This is a genomic window from Massilia sp. X63, assembly GCF_041023745.1.
Lineage (GTDB): Bacteria > Pseudomonadota > Gammaproteobacteria > Burkholderiales > Burkholderiaceae_D > Telluria.
Genome location: NZ_JBFTEF010000007.1, coordinates 212,685 through 227,391, shown reverse-complemented (window position 1 = coordinate 227,391; position 14,707 = coordinate 212,685). Strand labels below are relative to the sequence as shown.

General features: G+C 65.7%; 17 protein-coding genes. 16 read left to right on the top strand and 1 reads right to left on the bottom strand.

The window, feature by feature from the left end; translation table 11 throughout:
- Window positions 1-29: 29 nt before the first annotated feature.
- Entirely contained in the window at window positions 30-845 is an 816-nt protein-coding gene (locus AB3347_RS16005) for a substrate-binding domain-containing protein (protein ID WP_369092789.1), read from the top strand.
- Between the two features lie 19 nt (window positions 846-864).
- On the opposite strand, the gene AB3347_RS16000 is transcribed toward AB3347_RS16005, so the two are convergent.
- Window positions 865-1,776: a LysR family transcriptional regulator gene (locus AB3347_RS16000; RefSeq protein ID WP_369092788.1), complete on the bottom strand. Its 912-nt coding sequence runs from the start codon at window positions 1,774-1,776 to the stop codon at window positions 865-867.
- A gap of 113 nt (window positions 1,777-1,889) precedes the next feature.
- Between AB3347_RS16000 and AB3347_RS15995 the strand changes: the two genes are divergently transcribed.
- The 15 genes from AB3347_RS15995 to phaP all read left to right on the top strand — a co-directional run bounded on the left by AB3347_RS15995 (window position 1,890) and on the right by phaP (window position 14,614).
- On the top strand, window positions 1,890-2,924 hold the full coding sequence (locus AB3347_RS15995; protein ID WP_369092787.1) for a fumarylacetoacetate hydrolase family protein: 1,035 nt from the start codon (window positions 1,890-1,892) through the stop codon (window positions 2,922-2,924).
- Window positions 2,921-3,565, top strand: a complete 645-nt coding sequence (maiA, locus tag AB3347_RS15990; protein ID WP_369092786.1) for a maleylacetoacetate isomerase — start codon at window positions 2,921-2,923, stop codon at window positions 3,563-3,565. The genes AB3347_RS15995 and maiA overlap by 4 nt, the downstream gene beginning before the upstream one ends.
- Window positions 3,566-4,040: 475 nt before the next feature.
- Entirely contained in the window at window positions 4,041-4,817 is a 777-nt protein-coding gene (locus AB3347_RS15985) for a uracil-DNA glycosylase (RefSeq protein WP_369092785.1), read from the top strand.
- Between the two features lie 200 nt (window positions 4,818-5,017).
- Complete coding sequence (gene iscR / locus AB3347_RS15980; RefSeq protein ID WP_369092784.1) at window positions 5,018-5,509, top strand: Fe-S cluster assembly transcriptional regulator IscR; 492 nt, start codon at window positions 5,018-5,020, stop codon at window positions 5,507-5,509.
- Window positions 5,509-6,765 (top strand): IscS subfamily cysteine desulfurase, encoded by a 1,257-nt coding sequence (locus AB3347_RS15975; protein WP_369092783.1) that lies wholly within the window; start codon window positions 5,509-5,511, stop codon window positions 6,763-6,765. Before iscR ends, AB3347_RS15975 begins: the two co-directional genes overlap by 1 nt.
- Before the next feature lie 30 nt (window positions 6,766-6,795).
- Window positions 6,796-7,185: a Fe-S cluster assembly scaffold IscU gene (gene iscU / locus AB3347_RS15970; RefSeq protein ID WP_369092782.1), complete on the top strand. Its 390-nt coding sequence runs from the start codon at window positions 6,796-6,798 to the stop codon at window positions 7,183-7,185.
- A gap of 28 nt (window positions 7,186-7,213) precedes the next feature.
- Window positions 7,214-7,537, top strand: a complete 324-nt coding sequence (iscA, locus tag AB3347_RS15965; protein WP_036249162.1) for an iron-sulfur cluster assembly protein IscA — start codon at window positions 7,214-7,216, stop codon at window positions 7,535-7,537.
- A 2-nt stretch (window positions 7,538-7,539) separates the two neighbouring features.
- The gene (gene hscB, locus AB3347_RS15960) at window positions 7,540-8,058 is read left to right on the top strand and encodes a Fe-S protein assembly co-chaperone HscB (protein WP_369092781.1); all 519 of its coding nucleotides are present in this window, start codon (window positions 7,540-7,542) and stop codon (window positions 8,056-8,058) included.
- A gap of 188 nt (window positions 8,059-8,246) precedes the next feature.
- Window positions 8,247-10,151: a Fe-S protein assembly chaperone HscA gene (gene hscA / locus AB3347_RS15955; protein ID WP_369092780.1), complete on the top strand. Its 1,905-nt coding sequence runs from the start codon at window positions 8,247-8,249 to the stop codon at window positions 10,149-10,151.
- Window positions 10,152-10,302: 151 nt separating this feature from the next.
- Window positions 10,303-10,644, top strand: a complete 342-nt coding sequence (gene fdx, locus AB3347_RS15950; RefSeq protein ID WP_036249155.1) for an ISC system 2Fe-2S type ferredoxin — start codon at window positions 10,303-10,305, stop codon at window positions 10,642-10,644.
- Window positions 10,645-10,667: 23 nt separating this feature from the next.
- Window positions 10,668-10,862, top strand: a complete 195-nt coding sequence (gene iscX, locus AB3347_RS15945) for a Fe-S cluster assembly protein IscX (protein ID WP_369092779.1) — start codon at window positions 10,668-10,670, stop codon at window positions 10,860-10,862.
- Window positions 10,849-11,727 (top strand): SAM-dependent methyltransferase, encoded by an 879-nt coding sequence (locus AB3347_RS15940; protein WP_369092778.1) that lies wholly within the window; start codon window positions 10,849-10,851, stop codon window positions 11,725-11,727. The genes iscX and AB3347_RS15940 overlap by 14 nt, the downstream gene beginning before the upstream one ends.
- A gap of 7 nt (window positions 11,728-11,734) precedes the next feature.
- Window positions 11,735-12,772 (top strand): low-specificity L-threonine aldolase, encoded by a 1,038-nt coding sequence (ltaE, locus tag AB3347_RS15935; protein ID WP_369092777.1) that lies wholly within the window; start codon window positions 11,735-11,737, stop codon window positions 12,770-12,772.
- Complete coding sequence (locus AB3347_RS15930) at window positions 12,769-13,512, top strand: rRNA pseudouridine synthase (RefSeq protein ID WP_369092776.1); 744 nt, start codon at window positions 12,769-12,771, stop codon at window positions 13,510-13,512. The genes ltaE and AB3347_RS15930 overlap by 4 nt, the downstream gene beginning before the upstream one ends.
- 457 nt (window positions 13,513-13,969) lie before the next feature.
- Window positions 13,970-14,614, top strand: a complete 645-nt coding sequence (gene phaP / locus AB3347_RS15925; RefSeq protein ID WP_369092775.1) for a TIGR01841 family phasin — start codon at window positions 13,970-13,972, stop codon at window positions 14,612-14,614.
- Window positions 14,615-14,707 lie beyond the last annotated feature (93 nt).

Below are 14,707 nucleotides of genomic sequence, written 5' to 3'. Positions count from 1 at the left end.
ATGGATGCCACCGGAAAGGATCACCTGCCATGCGTTTCCTGAACAAACAGCTTGCCCTGCTGGGCTTCCTGCTGGCCGCGGCGGCGCCCGCCCTGGCCCAGCAGGTCATCAAGCTCTCGACCACCACCAGCACCGAGAACTCGGGCCTGCTGCAATACCTGCTGCCCAGGTTCGAAGCCAAGACCAAGGCGAAGGTCAACGTGATCTCGGTCGGCACCGGCAAGGCGCTCGAACTGGCCAGGAACGGCGACGTCGACGTGACCCTGGTCCATGCCCGCGCGGCCGAGGACAAGTTCGTCGCCGAAGGCCATGGCGTGAACCGGCGCGACGTCATGTACAACGACTTCCTGCTGGTCGGCCCGGTGAGCGATCCGGCCGGGATCAAGGGCGGCAAGGATGTGCTGGCCGCGATGAAGAAGATCGCCGCCAGCCAGGCGCGCTTCGTCTCGCGCGGCGACAACTCGGGCACCGACCAGATGGAGAAGGCCTACTGGAAGCAAATCGGCACCCAGCCGCAGGGCGCGGCCTATATCTCGGCCGGGCTGGGCATGGGCGAAGTGCTGAACATGGCGGCGGAGATGAAGGCCTACACGCTCACCGACCGCGCCACCTATGTGGCCTACCAGGCCAAGACCGGCTTGCAGATCGCGGTCGAGGGCGATTCCAGGATGTTCAACCCCTACGGCATCATCGCGGTCAATCCGGAGCGCCACCAGCACGTCAACTACAAGGGGGCGATGCAGCTCATCGAGTGGATCACCTCGAGCGAAGGCCAGCAGCTGATCGCCTCGTTCAAGGCCGGCGGCGAGCAGGTCTTCTATCCGTCGGCCAAGCCGGCCAGGTGATGGCGAACGGCCGCCGGCTTCACGGCGCCGCAGCGGGAGCCGCCCGCTGCACGAATTCTTCGAGGAAGGCGATGAAGCTCTCGGCCGCCGGCGACAGCGAGCGGCCCGGCCGGGTGTAGATGAAGAAGCGGCGGCTCAGGACCGGCTGTTCGAGCGGGCGCATCACCAGTCCGTAGAGCGCGGCCAGCGGCGCCGCATAGGGCAGGCAGACCGTCACGCCCAGCCCGGCGGCGGCCATCGCCAGCGCGGTGGTCATGAAGCTCACTTCGTTGGCGGGTTTCACCGGCACCTCGCGCAGGGAGGCGTGCATGTCGTCGAGCAGGCGCTCGGTGAACTGGCCCTGCAGCGAGATCAGCGGATAGCGCGCGACGTCCTGCCAGGTGACGCGCGCCGCGCGTTCCAGCGCATGCCCTTTCGGGAACACCAGCGCGAAGGGCATCTCGAACAGCGGGCGCGCATCCAGCGGCGGAGCCGGTTCGCGCTCGGGGCCGATGCCGAAGTCGGCCTGGCCCGACAGCACCCGCGCAATCACGCTGTCGACACCGGTATCGCCCAGCCGCACTTCGATGTCGGGGTACTTGCTGCGGTAGGCGGCGATCGCTTCCGGCATCAGGGTGCAGGACAGCAGCTGGGGCGCGGCGATGCGCACCATGCCTTTCTTCAGGCGGGTATGGTCGGCGACGTTCGCCAGCGCGCCGTCGAGGTCGTCGATCATCTGGCTGAACAGCGGGTACAGTTCCTTGCCGATGTCGGTGAGCAGGGCCTTGCGGGTGCTGCGGTCGACGACCTTGGCGCCCAGGGTCTGTTCCAGCTCCTTGATCAAACCCGAGAGCGCCGATTGCGTGACGTGCATCGCTTGCGCGGCGAGCGTAAAGTTACCTGTCCGGGCCAGGGCCACGAACGCGCGCATCTGGCGCAGGGTCGGATTCATGATGCGGTATTCATAAGATAATCTAATAAATCGGGCGAAAAATACTGTTTGAATGATAGTACGATTTGCTCTCTAATGGCGGGGTCACCTCAAACCTCGCAAAGGAAACAGCAATGAAACTCGCCTCCCTCAAGGCCGGCGGCCGCGACGGCACCCTGGTCGTCGTCAGCCGCGACCTGGTCACCTGCCAGGCCGTGCCGAAGATCGCCCGCACCCTGCAGTGTGCGCTCGACAACTGGACGGAAGTCGCGCCGCAGCTGCAGAAGGTGTACGAGCGCCTGAACGCGGGGACGGCCGAGAAGGCCGAGTCCTTCATCGAGGAAGAATGCCATTCGCCGCTGCCGCGCGCCTACCAGTGGTGCGACGGCTCGGCCTACATCAACCACGTCGAGCTGGTGCGCAAGGCGCGCAATGCCGAGGTGCCGGAATCCTTCTACAGCGATCCGCTGATGTACCAGGGCGGTTCCGATTCCTTCGTCGGCCCCTGCGACCCGATCGCCGTGCTGTCGGAAGACTGGGGCGTGGACCTGGAAGCCGAGGTGGCGGTGGTGACCGGCGACGTGCCGATGGGCGCCACCGTGGAAGAGGCAGCCGACGCGATCCGCCTGGTGATGCTGGTGAACGACGTATCGCTGCGCAACCTGATCCCGAACGAGCTGGCCAAGGGTTTCGGTTTCTACCAGTCCAAGCCGGCCAGCGCCTTCTCGCCGGTGGCCGTGACCCCGGACGAGCTGGGCGATGCCTGGCTGGACAGCAAGCTGCACCTGCCGCTGCTGGTGACCCTCAACGACAGCCCCTTCGGCCGTCCCAACGCCGGCGAGGACATGACCTTCAGCTTCGCCCAGCTGGTGGCCCACGCCGCCAGGACGCGCGAGCTGGGCGCCGGCAGCATCGTCGGCTCGGGCACGGTGTCGAACAAGCAGGGCAGCCTGCACGGTTCCAGCATCGCCAACGGCGGCGTCGGCTACTGCTGCCTGGCCGAGGTGCGCATGTACGAGACGATTGAACAGGGCAAGCCGGCCACGCCTTTCCTGCGCTATGGTGACACCGTGCGCATCGAGATGGTCGACAAGGACGGCGCCAGCATCTTCGGCGCGATCGACCAGGAGGTCACGCACTACCATCGCAAGGAGGGGAGGCCGGCATGAAGCTCTACACCTACTTTCGCAGCTCGGCCGCGTACCGGGTGCGCATTGCGCTCAACCTGAAGGGACTGGACTACGAGGCGGTGCCGGTGCACCTGCTTGCCGACGGCGGCCGGCACCTGACGGACGCGTACCTGGCGGTCAACCCGAGCGGACTGGTGCCGGCGCTGCAGGACGGCGACATGACCCTGACGCAATCGATGGCCATCATCGAATACCTGGAAGAGGTCCACCCGCTGGTGCCGCTGCTGCCGAAGGATGCGATCGGCCGCGCCCGCGTGCGTGAACTGTCCCAGATCGTGGCCTGCGACATCCACCCGGTCAACAACCTGCGCGTGCTGAAGTACCTGGTGAAGCACCTGGGGCAGCCGGAACAGGCCAAGACCGACTGGTACCGCCATTGGGTCATCGAAGGCCTGCGCTCGCTGGAGGCCCACCTGGCGCGCAACCCGGGCACCGGCAGCTTCTGCCACGGCGATACGCCCACCATGGCCGACTGCTTCCTGATTCCGCAGGTGTTCAATGCGAAGCGCTTCGATATCGACGTCGATGCCTATCCGACCATCGCGCGCATCAATGCCTTGTGCGTGGACCTGCCGGCGTTCAAGGCGGCGCATCCGGGCCAGCAGCCGGATGCGGAGTGAGGTGTCGTGCCCGGGCTTGAGCTGACCCGTAGGGTGGGCGGCTCCACCCGGGTTGCTGGTCGACGGTAGCGATGGCGCCGCCCACGCGTTCAAGCGGCGGGTGTCCGGCCGCGCAGGCTGCGGCACCGTGGCTTGACCGCGTGGGCGGCGTCCCGAGGGCAGGCCATTCACCTTGCGGGTGGAGCCGCCCACCCTACGGGTGTCTTTCAGTGCCTGGTCGCCGACCGATCCGGCTCCGACGGCGACGAAGTCTCATCCAGCGCCTGGTCCGCCGACCCGGCCGTCTTGGTTGCGATGTCGCCCAGCGACACGATCCCCACCAGGCTCCTGCGTGGTTGGTGGAAAGCCCGTTCCCGACGGGGCGGGCAGCGGGAAAATCATGCCTTGATTTGCCAAAAGCGGACGCTAGATTGACGGTGGGAATGCGCCGGCCCCTGGGCTACAATGCCGCCTCGTTCCGCCTTGCTATCTCGCCATGTCCAAGCATCCCATTCCGGCCCCGATCCTCGCCGCCCTCGACCTTGCCGATGCCTCCTGGCGCCCGGTCCTGGAGGCCGGCCTGCAGGCCGTCGCCGCCGCCGATCCGGCCTACCTGCCGGCGCTGGCGGTGGACGACTACCTGCCTACCGAGGGACGCCTGTTCGCCGCCTTCGTCCAGCTACTGGACCGGGTGAGCCACGTACTGGTGGGAGAAGGGCCTTACCCGCGCGCCGAGAGCGCGACCGGGGTGTGCTTCATGGATGGGGCGGTGGGCGACCTGTGGTCGGAAACCGGGCTATCGAAGGCGGTCAACCGCGCCACCTCGCTGCGCAACTTCATGAAGATGCTGCTGGTGGCGGAAGGCCAATTGCAGGAAAACGACACCGGCGGCAGCGCGATGCTGCCGGTGGCGCAAAGGGCGCGCAGCGCGGGCGCGGGCACGATCCAGACCCTGGCCCAGCTGCAGGACAATCTGCTGGGTCACGGCTTCCTGCTGCTGAATGCGGCGCTGGTGTTTCGCAAGCACGTGCCGCCGGCAATCGATGCGCGCGCCTGGCAACCCTTCCTGCAGACGGTGCTGGCCGCCCTGGCCGGGCAGGCGCAGCCGCCGACCCTGGTTTTGTGGGGAAAGATTGCCGAGCAATTGAAAAAATTGCCCGAAGCGGCGCGCCTGCCGCAGATCCACGCCGAGCATCCCTACAACCTGTCCTTCATCCGGCACAAGGGGATGCAGGCGCTGTTCGGACCCATGGAATTGTTGCGCTTGCAATAAGCGTCAAAGCGGAGCAGGGGGAGAGAGAGTTGGCCCCCGTGGTTTTGGGGGCCTCCAAGACAAGGGAGTCAGGATTTGCTATACTTGACTAAATCGATCAACTAATCGGGTTATTCGGCAGGCTCTCTCAACAGATTTGATTGTTGCGCTGCACCGATGGGTTGAAAAGAAGAAACATTTTACCATTAACCGGGGTTGTGATGCGTCTGACCACCAAAGGCCGTTTTGCTGTTACTGCGATGATCGACCTCGCGCTGCGCCAGGGCAATGGTCCGGTCACGCTGTCGGGCATCAGCCAGCGCCAGGCCATTTCGCTCTCGTACCTGGAGCAATTGTTTGGCAAGCTGCGCCGCCACCAGATCGTCGAGTCGATCCGCGGCCCCGGCGGCGGCTACAGCCTGGCCCGGTCCGCCGACAAGGTGACGGTGGCCGACATCATCATCGCGGTCGACGAGCCGCTCGATGCCACCCAGTGTGGCGGCAAAGAAAATTGTCACGGCGCCGACGCTGCTTCCGGCACCCGTTGCATGACCCACGAGCTGTGGACCACGCTGAACGCCAAGATGGTCGACTACCTCGATTCGGTCTCGCTGCAAGACCTGGTCGACCAGCAGAAGCAGAAAGAACAGAACGTCGTGGTGGTGCACCGTGCCGCTGCCGTACAAAACCAAGTTGAAACCGGAGTGAACTGATGAACGCGCCTTTGGACAAAAAAACCGAGCAGAGCTTCGTGACTGCGCCGCATTTCCCGATCTACATGGATTACTCGGCGACCACTCCGATCGATCCGCGCGTGGCCGACAAGATGATCCCCTACCTGCGCGAGCAGTTCGGCAATCCGGCATCGCGCAGCCACATGTACGGCTGGAGCGCCGAAGCGGCGGTCGAGGAAGCGCGCGCCAACGTCGCCGCCCTGGTCGGCGCCGATCCGCGCGAGATCATCTGGACCTCGGGCGCGACCGAATCGAACAACCTGGCCCTGAAGGGTGCCGCCCACTTCTACAAGACCAAGGGCAAGCACATCATCACCGTCAAGACCGAGCACAAGGCCGTGCTGGACACCGTGCGCGAACTCGAGCGCCAGGGCTTCGACGCGACCTACCTCGAGCCGCAAGACAATGGCCTGATCACCGTCGCCCAGCTGGAAGCCGCGATCCGTCCGGACACCATCCTGGTTTCGGTCATGCTGGTGAATAACGAGATCGGCGTCATCCAGCCGATCGACGAGATCGGCGAACTGTGCCGCTCGAAGGGCATCATCTTCCACTGCGACGCCGCCCAGGCGACCGGCAAGGTCGAGATCGACCTGAACAAAACCAAGTGCGACCTGATGACCTTCACCGCGCACAAGACCTATGGCCCGAAGGGCGTGGGCGCCCTGTACGTGCGCCGCAAGCCGCGCGTGCGCCTGGAAGCGCAGATGCACGGCGGCGGCCACGAGCGCGGCCTGCGTTCGGGCACGCTGCCGACCCACCAGATCGTCGGCATGGGCGAAGCCTTCCGCATCGCCAAGGAAGAAATGGCGTCGGAACTCGAGCGCGTGAAGGCGCTGCGCGACCGCCTGGCCAAGGGCCTGCTGGAGATCGAAGAGGTCTACATCAACGGCGACATGGAGCACCGCGTGCCGCACAACCTCAACGTGTCGTTCAACTACGTCGAGGGCGAGTCGCTGATCATGGCGATCAAGGACATCGCCGTGTCGTCCGGTTCGGCCTGCACCTCGGCCTCGCTGGAGCCGTCCTACGTGCTGCGCGCCCTGGGCCGCAGCGACGAGCTGGCGCACAGCTCGATCCGCTTCACCATCGGCCGCTTCACGACCGAGGAAGACATCGACTTCGCCGTCAACCTGCTGAAAGCAAAGGTCGGTAAACTGCGCGAACTGTCGCCGCTGTGGGACATGTTCAAGGAAGGGATCGATCTCAACTCGATCCAATGGGCAGCCCACTAATTACAGTTTCAGAATTCAAGGAGTAACACCATGGCATATTCGGACAAAGTACTCGACCACTACGAAAACCCGCGCAACGTCGGCGCCTTCGACAAGGGCGACGACGCTGTCGGCACCGGCATGGTCGGCGCACCGGCCTGCGGCGACGTGATGAAGCTGCAGATCAAGGTCAACGAGCAGGGCCTGATCGAAGACGCGAAGTTCAAGACCTACGGCTGCGGTTCGGCCATCGCCTCGAGCTCGCTCGTGACCGAGTGGGTCAAGGGCAAGTCGCTGGACGAAGCGCTGTCGATCAAGAATACCCAGATCGCCGAAGAACTGGCGCTGCCGCCGGTGAAGATCCACTGCTCGATCCTGGCGGAAGACGCGATCAAGGCCGCCGTGGCCGACTACAAGAGCAAGCACGCCGCCAAGGCGTAACGAGTAAGCGAGATTGGAGCGAAGCGTTATGGCAATCACCCTGACTGAAAAAGCCGCGAAGCACGTCAACCGTTACCTCGAACGCCGGGGCAAGGGCATCGGCTTGCGCTTCGGTGTGCGCACGACCGGCTGCTCCGGCCTGGCCTACAAGCTCGAGTACGTCGACGAAGCCTCGAACGAAGACAATGTCTTCGAATCGCACGGCGTGAAAGTCTTCGTCGACCCGAAGAGCCTGCCCTACATCGACGGCACCGAACTGGACTTCGCGCGCGAAGGCCTGAACGAAGGCTTCCGCTTCAACAACCCGAACGTCAAGGACAACTGCGGCTGCGGCGAAAGCTTCCGCATCTAAGGATGAAGCAAAACCACTTCGAGTTGTTCCAGCTCCCTGCGACCTTCGCGGTCGACCAGGATGCCCTGGACGCGGCCTACCGCGAAATCCAGGGCCGCGTGCACCCGGACCGCTTCGTGAACGCCACCGACGCCGAAAAACGCGTCGCGATGCAGTGGGCGACCCGCGCCAACGAGGCCTATGCAATCCTGCGTAATCCGCAGAAGCGCGCGCAGTACCTGTGCGAGATCAACGGCGTCGACCTGCAGACCGAGTCGAACACGGCAATGCCGGCCAGCTTCCTGATGCAGCAGATGGAATGGCGCGAAGCGCTCGACGATGCGCGTGCTTCGAAAGATGCGGCGGCCCTGGACGCGCTGGATGCGCAGGTGCGGCGCGAGCGCAAGGGCATGCTGGAACAGGTCGGCAAGCAGCTCGACGCGGGCGACTATCACGCCGCCGCCCAGGGCGTGCGCGCGATGATGTTCCTCGATAAGTTCGGGGAAGAGGTACAGTACGCGTTCGAGGCATTGGACGCGTAACAACGAATGGTTTTCGTAGGGTGGGCGGGGGAGATCAGGCCAGTGGCCTGATCTCCGAACGCCCACGCGTCCAACTCAAATGTGCACCGTGGCAACGCATGCATCTGTTGAACGCGTGGGCGGGGAACCCGCCCACCCTACAATGACGATACGTCGTCGCATATAACAAGAAAACAGGTAACACGACAATGGCACTACTCCAAATCGCCGAACCCGGCATGTCCACCGCCCCGCACCAGCACCGCCTGGCGGTCGGCATCGACCTGGGCACCACCAACTCGCTGGTTGCCACCGTGCGCAGCGGCAGCCCGGAAGTGCTGAGCGACGAGGACGGCCGTTCGCTGCTGCCATCGGTCGTGCGTTACCTGCCGAACGGCCACGCCAACATCGGCTACAAGGCCCAGGCCTGCCAGACGGTCGATCCGAAGAACACCATCGTCTCGGTCAAGCGCTTCATGGGCCGCGGCCTGAAGGACATCGCCCACGCCGAGAACATGCCCTACGATTTCGTGGATGGTGACCGCGAAGGCGGTCACGGCATGGTCCAGATCAGGACCGTCGCCGGCGTGAAGAGCCCGGTCGAGACCTCGGCCCAGATCCTGGCCACGCTGCGCCAGCGCGCCGAGGATTCGCTCGGCGACGAGCTGGTGGGCGCCGTGATCACCGTGCCGGCCTATTTCGACGACGCCCAGCGCCAGGCCACCAAGGATGCGGCCCAGCTGGCCGGCATCAACGTGCTGCGCCTGCTGTCGGAGCCGACCGCGGCCGCCATCGCCTATGGCCTCGACCACGGCAAGGAAGGCGTCTACGCCGTGTACGACCTGGGCGGCGGCACCTTCGACATCTCGATCCTGAAGCTGTCGAAAGGCGTGTTCGAAGTACTGTCCACCGGCGGCGACTCGGCCCTGGGCGGCGACGACTTCGACCACCGCCTGTTCTGCTGGATCGTCGAGCAGGCCAAGCTGGCGCCGCTGTCCGAGCAAGACACCGCCACCCTGATGGTCAAGGCGCGCCAGGCCAAGGAACTGCTGTCGACCAACGACGAGACGAGCGTCGAGGCGATCCTGAAATCGGGCGAGATCGTGCAGGTGACGATCACCGCCCAGACCTTCGCCGAGATCACCAAGCACCTGGTCGCCAAGACCATGAACGCGATCCGCAAGGCGATGCGCGACGCCGACGTGAGCGTCGAGGACGTCGACGGCGTCGTGATGGTCGGCGGCGCGACCCGCATGCCGCACGTGCGCCGGGCCGTGGGCGACTTTTTCCACACCATCCCGCACGCGAACATCGACCCGGACAAGGTGGTGGCGCTGGGCGCCGCCGTGCAGGCCAACCTGCTGGCCGGTAACCGCGCCGAAGGCGACGACTGGCTGCTGCTGGACGTGACCCCGCTCTCGCTCGGCATCGAGACCATGGGCGGCCTGGTCGAGAAGATCATCCCGCGCAACTCGACCATCCCGTGCGCCCGCGCCCAGGAATTCACGACCTTCAAGGATGGCCAGACCGCACTGGCGGTGCACGTGGTGCAGGGCGAGCGCGAGCTGGTCTCCGACTGCCGCTCGCTGGCGCGCTTCGAGCTGCGCGGCATCCCGCCGATGGCGGCCGGCGCCGCGCGCATCCGCGTCACCTACCAGGTGGACGCGGACGGCCTGCTGTCGGTATCGGCCCGCGAAACCCGCTCGGGCGTGGAAGCCGCGATCACCGTCAAGCCGTCCTACGGCCTCGGCGACGACGAAGTGGCGCGCATGCTGCAGGATTCGTACAGCTCGGCACAAGGCGACATGCAGATGCGCGCGCTGCGCGAAGAGCAGGTCGAGGCCGAGCGCATCCTGCTGGCGACGCAGTCGGCGCTGGACGCCGATTCCGAACTCCTCGACGATGCCGAGCAGGAAGAAGTGGCCAGGCTGGTGACTGGTGTGCGCGATGCGATCCACCGCTCCAACGACGCCGCGCTCGACGCAGGGCAGCGCCAGGACGGCCTGCACGCGGCGGTGCAGGCGCTGGCCAGGGGCACCGAAGAATTCGCGGCGCGCCGGATGGACAAGAGCGTGCGCAAGGTCCTGGCGGGCAAGTCGCTGGACGAGGTCTGAGCATCATCTATACGTAGGGTGGGCGGCTCTGCCGCCCACGCGTTCAAATGACGGTGTCATAGCCTGTGCGGCTGTTCCGATCGAAACGATCACCGCGTGGGCGGGAGACCCGCCCACCCTACGAAAAACAAAACATTTCGAGGTAACCCAAGTGCCACAAATCGTCATCCTCCCCCATCCGGTGTTCTGCCCTGACGGCGCCGTGCTGGAATCCCCGGCCGGCAAGTCGATCTGCGACGTCCTGCTGGAAAACGACATCGAGATCGAACACGCCTGCGACCGCGTCTGCGCCTGCACCACCTGCCACGTGATCGTGCGCGAAGGCTTCGACTCGCTGAACGAGCAGGAAGAAAAAGAAGAAGACATGCTCGACAAGGCATGGGGCCTGGAGCCGAACTCGCGCCTGTCCTGCCAGGCCATCGTCGCCGACGAAGACCTGGTCGTCGAGATCCCGAAGTACACCATCAACCACGCAGCAGAGAAGAATCACTGAGGCCCACCAGACAGGAGGCTGCCATGAAGTGGACCGATGTCTCGGCCATCGCCGAGGCCCTGTACGAGAAACACCCGGACGTCGACCCCGCCACCGTGCGCTTCGTCGACCTGCACAACTGGGTCCTCGCGCTCGAGGGCTTCAGCGACGACCGCACGCGCGGCGGCGAACGGGTACTGGAAGCCATTCAGGCAGCATGGATCGATGAAGCACGCTAAGCACACCCCCAAACCAACGGCAGCGCCCGAGCTGCCGCCCGAAGTCCGCCCCGGCCAGTCGATCGAGCTGCTGAAGGAACTGCACATCCTCACGCGCGACGGCAAACTGAACCAGGACAGCCGCCGCAAGCTCAAGCAGGTCTACCACCTGTACAACTTCATCGAGCCGCTGCTGAAAGACGTGCTGCAGGAGAAGGGCAGCGTCTCGCTGGTCGACCACGGCGCCGGCAAGTCCTACCTCGGCTTCATCCTGTACGACCTGTTCTTCAAGGGACTGGAAGCGGGCTCGCACATCTACGGCATCGAGACCCGCGAAGAGCTGGTCAGCAAGTCGCTTGATCTGGCCGCGCGCCTGGGCTTTGCCGGCATGTCCTTCCTGCCGCTGTCGGTGGCGGAATCGACCACCTCGACGGAGCTGCCGCCCACCATCGACATCGTCACCGCGCTGCACGCCTGTAACACGGCCACCGACGACGCCATCGACTTCGCGCTCAAGAAGCAGGCCAGGCACATGGTGCTGGTGCCGTGCTGCCAGGCCGAGGTGGCCACCGTGTTGCGCAAGAACAAGGGCAAGGACCTGGGCCGCAGCGCGCTCACCGAAATCTGGCGCCACCCGATCCACACCCGCGAGTTCGGCAGCCAGGTGACTAACGTGCTGCGCTGCCTGCAGCTGGAAGCGCACGGCTACCAGGTGACCGTGACCGAACTGGTGGGCTGGGAACACTCGATGAAGAACGAGCTCATCGTCGCGACCTACAAGAACCTGCCGCGCCGCCGCCCGACCGAACGCCTGCAGGAAGTGATGGCCGAGCTGGGCCTCGACGAAATGAAGCAGCGCTTTTATACACCTGTCACAGCAGACTGAGAACGAGATGAGCGACACCAAGCACAAGTGGATCGACCTGCGCAGCGACACCGTCACCCAGCCGTCGGAAGCCATGCGCGCCGCGATGGCGGCGGCGGACGTCGGCGACGACGTGTACGGCGACGACCCCTCGGTCAACCGCCTGCAGGACTATGCTGCCGAGCTGTTCGGCTACGAAGCCGGCATGTTCGCCCCCTCGGGCACCCAGACCAACCTGATCGCCCTGATGACCCACTGCGGCCGTGGCGACGAGTACCTGGTCGGCCAGGAAGCGCACACCTACAAGTACGAAGGCGGCGGCGCCGCGGTGCTGGGCTCGATCCAGCCGCAGCCGATCGCCAACCAGCCGGACGGTTCGATCTCCCTGGCCGATATCGAGGCCTACATCAAGCCCGACGACATGCACTTCGCGCGCACCCGCCTGCTGGCGCTGGAAAACACCATCGGCGGCCGCGTGCTGCCGCAGGAGTATGTGAAGGCAGCCACCGGCCTGGCGCACGGCAAGGGCCTGGCCACCCACCTGGACGGCGCCCGCATCGCCAACGCGGCCGTCAAGCAGGGCATCAGCCTGCGCGAGGTCGTACAGGGCTTCGATACCGTCTCGGTCTGCCTGTCCAAGGGCCTGGGCGCGCCGGTCGGCTCCGTGCTGCTGGGCCCCAAGGCCTTCATCGAGCAGGGCAAGCGCTGGCGCAAGATGCTGGGCGGCGGCATGCGCCAGGCCGGCGTCATCGCCGCGGCCGCGCACTACGCGCTCGAGCACAACGTGGGGCGCCTGGCGCAGGATCACGCCAACGCCGCCGCGCTGGCGCAGGGCCTGTCGCAGATCGGGCAGCTGAAGGTGGGCGCGCCGCAGACCAATATCTTCTGGCTGGACATTCCGGCAGCTGCCTGCGAGCCGCTGCGCCAGTACCTGGCGCGCGCCCATATCCGCGCCTCGATCGGCCCGCGCACCCGCCTGGTGACGCACCTGGACGTGAGTGCGCACGATGTGGCGCGCACGGTCGAGGTGTTCCAGGCCTTCTTCGCCGACTGGCGGGACCAATGAGCGACGAGATGACTGCGGAGGGCATTCGCCTGGCCAAGCGCGTCGCGGCGCAACTCGGCTGCTCGCGCGCCGAGGCCGAGCGCTACATCGCCGGCGGCGGCGTCAGCGTCGACGGCGCCGTGGTGGAAGATCCGGCCAGCCGTGTGCTGCCTTCGCAGGACGTGCGCGTGCTGCCCGGCGCTTCAGCCGAGGAAGCGCCGCCGGTCACCATCCTGCTGCACAAGCCGGCCGGCTTCAATTCCGGCGTCGGCGCGCGCGGCGAACCGGCGCTGGCCTGCCTGGCGCCCGAGATGCTCGCGCAAGGGCACGGACAGCCGCGCTTCCTCAAGCGCCACCTGCAGAAACTGACCTTGACGTCCCCGCTGGAGACCGATGCGAGCGGGCTGGTGGTCTACACCCAGGACTTCCGCGTGGCGCGCAAGCTGGTGGACGACGCCGCGCGCGTCGAGCAGGAGTACATCGTCGACGTCAGCGGCAGCATCAAGGAAGGCGGCCTTGCGCTGCTGAACCACGGATTGACGTTCAGCGGCAAGCCGATCGCGCCGATGAAGGTGAGCTGGCAGAGCGAGCACCGGCTGCGCTTCGCGCTCAAGGACGTGCGCCCGGGACTGATCGACCACATGTGCCGCGAGGTCGGGCTGGAGATCGTCGAGATGCGCCGGATCCGCATCGGGCGGGTGCCGATGGCGGGCCTGCAGCCGGGGCAGTGGCGCTACCTGCTCGACTACGAGCGCTTCTGATCCGCCGGCGGCAGTGCATTAACGACGCCGCCGCAACAACTGCGCGCCCACCGCCACCCCTAGCGCCACTGCGCCCAGCATGAGGGCCGGCTTGCGCTCTCCACTGTGAATCCCGCTGGCCCCGCGCTGCGGCGCGTAGAGCGCACCGCGCGTATCGGACGCCGGATCGGTCCGCTGCGCCCACGCATCCAGGATCATGCGCTGGCGGCGGCCGGCACGGCCGGAACAACAGGCGGCATCGGCAATCTTGCTACGCACCACCACATGTAAATATAAGTGCCAAATCGTCCCGTGCGTGCCGAAACAGGCGCATAGTGTCCTTGTTCGCCGGGTCCTGAACCGATCCCGCATCTTCCGCAGCACATCGCTGCACCTCCCATCGATCCGCCATGAGTTTGCCGCTTCCGATCACCCCGTGGTCGCGTTGCAGCGCGGCTCGACACCCACAAGGATTCCCATGTTCTCCTATTCCCCTTCCAGCAACCCCGCCCTGCGATCGCACGTGGATTCGCAGCTTGCCTATTTCAACGACTTGAATCAGGTCCTGGCCGGATCATTCCAGGCCGTCTGCGAAGCCAACCTCAAGCTCGGCCAGACCATGATCGAGGAAACCATGAGCGCCGGCCAACGCATGCTGTCGAGCGAGCGTGGGGTCGACGCCCTGGGCGCGGCCGCGGTCCACGCCCAGCCGGCTTCCGACAAGCTGCGCGCCTACCAGCAGCATCTGTCGCGCCTGGCGGCCGAGACCCAGGTCGAGCTGGCCCGCGTGAACGAGCAGCATGGTCCGGAAACGGCGCGTACCGCCCATGCCCTGGTGGACGAAGTGACGCGCGCCGCCAGCGAAGAAAGCGCGCGCAGCATGCAGCAGCAGCAGGACGTCCTCAAGAAATTCCGCGATCCGTTCCAACCGACCGATGCGCAGCGCGCCAACGGCCAGGCCCCCGAAGGACAGGCCGCCCGCACGGAACGCAGCAGTGCAGGCGTGGGTAGCGGCGCCAGCATGCAGTTCGATGGCCTGGCGAATAACGGTTCCGTGCAAGGACACGTACAGGGGCCGTCGGTCCAGGCAGCGGGCAACAAGCCGCCGCGCAAACCAGGCTGAGCTTGCTCAGCGGGAGTCTTGCTGCTTGCGATTGCCGGCGGCATGATCCCTTGCTTGTCATTCGACGGCCGGGCTTTCCGGCCGTCGTCGCGT